General features: G+C 65.3%; 4 protein-coding genes and 1 pseudogene. 2 read left to right on the top strand and 3 right to left on the bottom strand.

Annotation, left to right across the window (positions count from 1 at the left end; all coding sequences use genetic code 11):
* Together ACEQZD_RS10640 and ACEQZD_RS10635 are read right to left on the bottom strand one after the other, a co-directional pair.
* Positions 1 to 197 (bottom strand): annotated as a pseudogene (locus ACEQZD_RS10640) (hypothetical protein); the annotation flags it as partial.
* Positions 198 to 260: 63 nt separating this feature from the next.
* On the bottom strand, positions 261 to 1,310 hold the full coding sequence (locus tag ACEQZD_RS10635; RefSeq protein ID WP_142949542.1) for a M14 family zinc carboxypeptidase: 1,050 nt from the start codon (positions 1,308 to 1,310) through the stop codon (positions 261 to 263).
* Between the two features lie 161 nt (positions 1,311 to 1,471).
* Here ACEQZD_RS10635 and ACEQZD_RS10630 point away from each other — a divergent pair, with 161 nt between their 5' ends.
* Positions 1,472 to 2,188, top strand: coding sequence for a hypothetical protein (locus ACEQZD_RS10630; RefSeq protein WP_255442583.1), 717 nt, complete (start codon positions 1,472 to 1,474; stop codon positions 2,186 to 2,188).
* Here ACEQZD_RS10630 and ACEQZD_RS10625 read toward each other — a convergent pair.
* Positions 2,088 to 2,522: an isoprenylcysteine carboxylmethyltransferase family protein gene (locus ACEQZD_RS10625; protein ID WP_228548137.1), complete on the bottom strand. Its 435-nt coding sequence runs from the start codon at positions 2,520 to 2,522 to the stop codon at positions 2,088 to 2,090. The two genes, ACEQZD_RS10630 and ACEQZD_RS10625, sit on opposite strands and share 101 nt — an antisense overlap.
* 261 nt (positions 2,523 to 2,783) lie before the next feature.
* On the opposite strand from ACEQZD_RS10625, the gene ACEQZD_RS10620 reads away from it, so the two are divergent.
* A complete protein-coding gene (locus ACEQZD_RS10620) occupies positions 2,784 to 4,244 on the top strand; it encodes a PhoH family protein (RefSeq protein ID WP_142949539.1) in 1,461 nt (486 codons plus the stop codon).
* Positions 4,245 to 4,449: the final 205 nt, after the last annotated feature.

Below are 4,449 nucleotides of genomic sequence, written 5' to 3'. Positions count from 1 at the left end.
TTGGTGTCCCAGGGCTTCACCGCCAGGGATATCTTGGTGTCCTTGAAGCCGCGGCCGGGCACGCACACCACTGGCTGGGCGGCCTCGTTGCCGGTGAACACCACGGCGGCGGTGTCCTCGCCGGTGGGTTCCTGGTAGTTGAGCATCTGGCAGCCCGCCAGCATCAGGGCGGGCAGGAGCAACAGCGTTTTTTTCATAATCGAAGGTCCTCTGAATGAATATCGCCAGTGTAGGGCTGCAAGAATAGGACCACCAGAGGACTAGGTCGGGTCGCCGCCGAACCAGTGGCGGATCGCCTCGCGGGTCAGTGCGTCGCGGCGTGGGCCGGTGGGCAGCCAGTTGCCGGCGTTGGCGGTGAGCGCGGTGAGAAATTCCAGCAGGGGCAGATGCTGGCGCAGCACGCGGTGATGGCGGTGGCCGATCACCGGATTGAAGAAGCCGAAGAAATCCAGCATCTGGCGGGGGTTCTTGCGCACCCACAGCCAGGAGCCCATTTCCAGGGTGAACGGCAGGAACATCTTTTCCGGGTGGTGTTCGCGGGCGCGGTCGTAGAGATAGTCCCAGAGGTCGCCGTGGGTCGTGTAGTTCAGGGACTGGGGCTCGATCAGATAGGGGTGGTGGTGCGGGTAGGTGGCCTCCAGCACCTGCTTGAGCCGGTACACCTCGGCCAGGTGGGCGATCGGCTGGTGGGTGCGCGCGTAGCTGCACCAGATGCGGTCGCGCCGGCCGAAGCCGCTGTGGCAGTCCAGGCTCAGCGATACCGGCGCGCGCAGCAGCTTTTCTTCCACCACCCGGACCAGCGCCTGCGCTTCCGCTTCCATGGGGTCGCCGGCGCGGCCCCGGAACCAGGGCAGGTGCCGGCTGAGGCGCTGACCGCCGACCAGGAACGACACCCGGCCGTCCGCCTCCACCGGGGCGTTGCGCATCAGGTCGACGCCGTTGGGGTTGCTGCGGGTGCGCCGCCAGACGCCGCCCGGGTTGACCATCGGCATGAACACCAGGCGGATATGCTCCAGGCGCCGGTGCAGCTGGTCGTCCCACTGCAGGCGGTGAATCAGGCTGTGCAGCCAGGACAGAATCACCTGGGTGCCGATCCGTTCCACGCCGTGCACGCCGCCGAAGAAGCCGATCGCCGGTGCCCCGGCGGCCTGGCTGCCCATCTCGATCACCCGCACCGGCAGGCGCAGGTCGCCCTGCGGCACCGTCAGCACCTCGGTCACGCGCAGGTGCCGTTCCCCCAGGCGTATCAGGTTGTCCAGATGCAGTTGCTCGGGCAGGTGGCGTTGTAGCTGGTAGAGGTGTTGTTCCATAGGTCCGGCCGGTGTCGGAACGTCCAGACTAACGGCGCACTGTCACGGTTTTATGACAATCCTCTGGCGGCGCGAAGGTCACGCAAGCGTGATCAAACTGTCAGCGCACTGTCACCCGGGCCGGTCAGGCTTGCCTCGAGCCTGGCCTGCGGACCGCTGACGTGACCGATGTCCAAGACCTGAATCTGTTATCCCTGGAAACCGGCGATGTGTTGCTGTTTTCCGGACGGGGGCCGACCAGTTCGGTGATTCGTGTTTTCACCCGCAGCCCCTGGAGCCACATCGGTCTGGTGGTGCGGCTGCCCGGCTACCCCGAGCCGCTGGTGCTGGAAGCCGCCGGCGGCGGCGATTCCGCCGACCTGCATCTGGGCCGGCCGGTGGCGGGCGTCACCCTGGTGCCCCTGGCGCGCAAGCTGGCCAACTACGCCGGTGACGTGGCGGTGCGCCGCCGCCTCGGCCCGCCGCTCAGCGAGGCCCGCCAGCGACTCGCCCGGCGCCTGGTGGCGCGCCTGCTGCACCGTCCCTATAAGAACTACCTCTGGTGCAATGTTCGGGACCTGCTCACCGGCTTCACCCGTCCGCCGGACCGGCGCGGCTGGTTCTGTTCCGAGCTGGTCGCCGAGTTCTACCGGCGGCTGGGCTGGCTGCCCCGGGATGTGCGGGTCAGCGGTTTCGTGCCCGGGCACTTCGGCTCCACCCGCCTGACCCTGCTCGACGGCACCCTGCTGCCGCCGCAATTCCTTAAACGGGGCCGGCGCGGGCCGGCCACCGAGCCGCCTAAAGCCAGCGCCGCACCCGTTGCCGATACGCTTGCCACTGCGCCCCGAACCGCTGCGCGTGAAAAGCTTCTTCCGCGGCGATCACGTGGCTATGCATAACCCACAGCACCGCCACCAGCATCAGCAGCATGCCCGGGCTGCCCAGGCTCAGCGCGCAGGCCAGATGCAGCAGCGCGAACGCCAGATAAATCGGATTGCGGCTGAGCCGGAACACACCGCCGGTGATCAGCGTCCGGGCGGCGCGGTGCGGCATCACCGTGGTACGGGCGCGCGCCAATTGCAGCAGGGCAGTGAGCAACACCGCGATCGCGATCAGCGCCAGGGTGGCGGCAATGCCCTGGCGGCCGGCAAATGCCGGCAGCGACCAGTTCAGCGCCTGATCCAGGCCGTAGCCGACCAGCAGGCCGCCCAGGTGGAGGAGGGGTGGCGGCATACGGACTTCGGGATGTTCCAATGGCATGACGATCTCTCGTTAATTCGTTGACGACTCTCTATCAATTCGTTGACGACTCTCGTTGTCAGGTCTGAAAAGCTGGGTTATGGTAATTTACATCCCGCCCTTGCGGGAGTGATCGCGATCCGAAGCTGAAAGCTAACCAGCAACCGCCGGTAGCACTGTAAACGGCGGCAGGAGCAGGCGTCACTCTCGTGCCCGTATCCCGCCGCCCTAACGTCACGCAAATAGGGGATACGCATGGAAGAGCGAGCGGCCACCTTGCATTCCGTTTCCGCCACATCCGACAGCCACTCATCCGACCAGCGCTTTGGGCAACCCGATACCACTCCGAAAACCTACGTTCTTGATACCAATGTTCTGATCCACGATCCCAACTCGTTGCTTAATTTCGAAGAGCACCGGGTGGCGATTCCGATGACCGTACTGGAGGAACTGGACCGCCTGAAAACCGGCAAGTCGCACACCGCCGCGGATTGCCGCGCCGCCATTCGCCAGATCGACCGGGTGCTGGGGCAGGCGACGCCGGCGGAAGTGGAAGCCGGCATCCCCATCGGCCGGGGCAACTACACCCAGGGCACGCTCACCGTGCTGATGCCGCGCGGCAGCGCCGGCGGCTCCGCGTTGCCCGACCACCTCAACGACAACCGCATTATCAACGATGTGATGGCCATGAAGATGGCCGACCCGGACACCCGCTACGTGCTGGTGACCAAGGACATCAACATGCGCCTCAAGGCGCGCGCCTGCGGCATCGACTCGGAGGACTACCACAACGACCAGCTGGTGTCGGACATCAAGCAGCTCACGCGCGGCTACTTCGAAGTGCCCGGTTCCTTCTGGGATCAGGTCACCGAGGTGGACACCGAGCAGGTGGGCGCGGAAACCCTGCACCGGCTGCCCCACGGCCTGGTGGTGGGCGATATCCTCGGCGAGGAAGTGTATCCCAACCAGTACATACTCGATGAGCACGGTTTCGTCGGCCGCATTCTCAGTGTCGAGGGCGGCGTGGTCACGCTGCGCCACCACAAGGCGGAAACGCTGATGGAGCAGCAGGCCTGGGGCCTGCGGCCGATGAACATTCAGCAGGCGGTGGCGCTGCAACTGTTGCTGGATCCGGATATCCACCTGGTGACGCTCACCGGCGCGGCGGGCTCGGGGAAAACCATCCTGGCGCTGGCGGCGGCCATCGAGATGACGGTGGAGCAGAAGCGCTTCAACAAGATCATCGCCACCCGCTCCACGCCGCCCCTGGCGGAGGAGCACGGCTTTCTGCCCGGCACCGAGGAAGAGAAGATGGACCCCTGGCTGGGCGCCATCAACGACAACATCGAGGCGCTGCACCTCAACGACGAGAACCCCTCCGGCAGCATTCTGTACGTCAAGGAGCGCGCCAATATTCAGTTCAAGGCGCTCAACTACATCCGTGGCCGCAGCTTCCAGAAATCCCTGATCCTGATCGACGAGAGCCAGAACCTGACGCCCCACCAGATGAAGGCGATCATCACCCGGGCGGGGGAGGGCTCGAAGGTGGTGTGCCTGGGCAACCTGGCGCAGATCGATACGCCCTATCTGTCACCCACCAGTTCCGGGCTGACCTATATGACGGAGCGCTTCAAGGGCTTCGTCTATGGCGGCTCGGTGAAGCTCAACGGGGTGCCGCGCTCACTGCTGGCCGAGTACGCGGAAACCTGGTTGTAGTAGCTATGCGGCGGGCTTCGGGTGGCGGCTCCGTAGCCCGGTTCGGTCTCGGTGCCAGTGTCCAGGACCCGCCGTAAATACGTCCCTTGTATCTTGACGAACTCCACTGATGAGTGGTGCGCTCAGGGACGCCTGAGCAGGGGCATGGTCAGACTGTGTAAATCCCTAGGCCTTGAGCCTGCCCTACAGATCAGTCGCCATGTCC

This window comes from Alloalcanivorax sp., from assembly GCF_964221125.1.
Taxonomy (GTDB): domain Bacteria; phylum Pseudomonadota; class Gammaproteobacteria; order Pseudomonadales; family Alcanivoracaceae; genus Alloalcanivorax; species Alloalcanivorax venustensis.
This window is presented reverse-complemented; position numbering and strand designations above follow the sequence as displayed.

Coding starts and splice junctions, on each gene's coding strand:
- ACEQZD_RS10625 (WP_228548137.1), bottom strand. CDS start 2,522: ATGCCGCCACCCCTCCTCCACCTGGGCGGCCTGCTGGTCGGCTACGGC.
- ACEQZD_RS10635 (WP_142949542.1), bottom strand. CDS start 1,310: ATGGAACAACACCTCTACCAGCTACAACGCCACCTGCCCGAGCAACTG.
- ACEQZD_RS10620 (WP_142949539.1), top strand. CDS start 2,784: ATGGAAGAGCGAGCGGCCACCTTGCATTCCGTTTCCGCCACATCCGAC.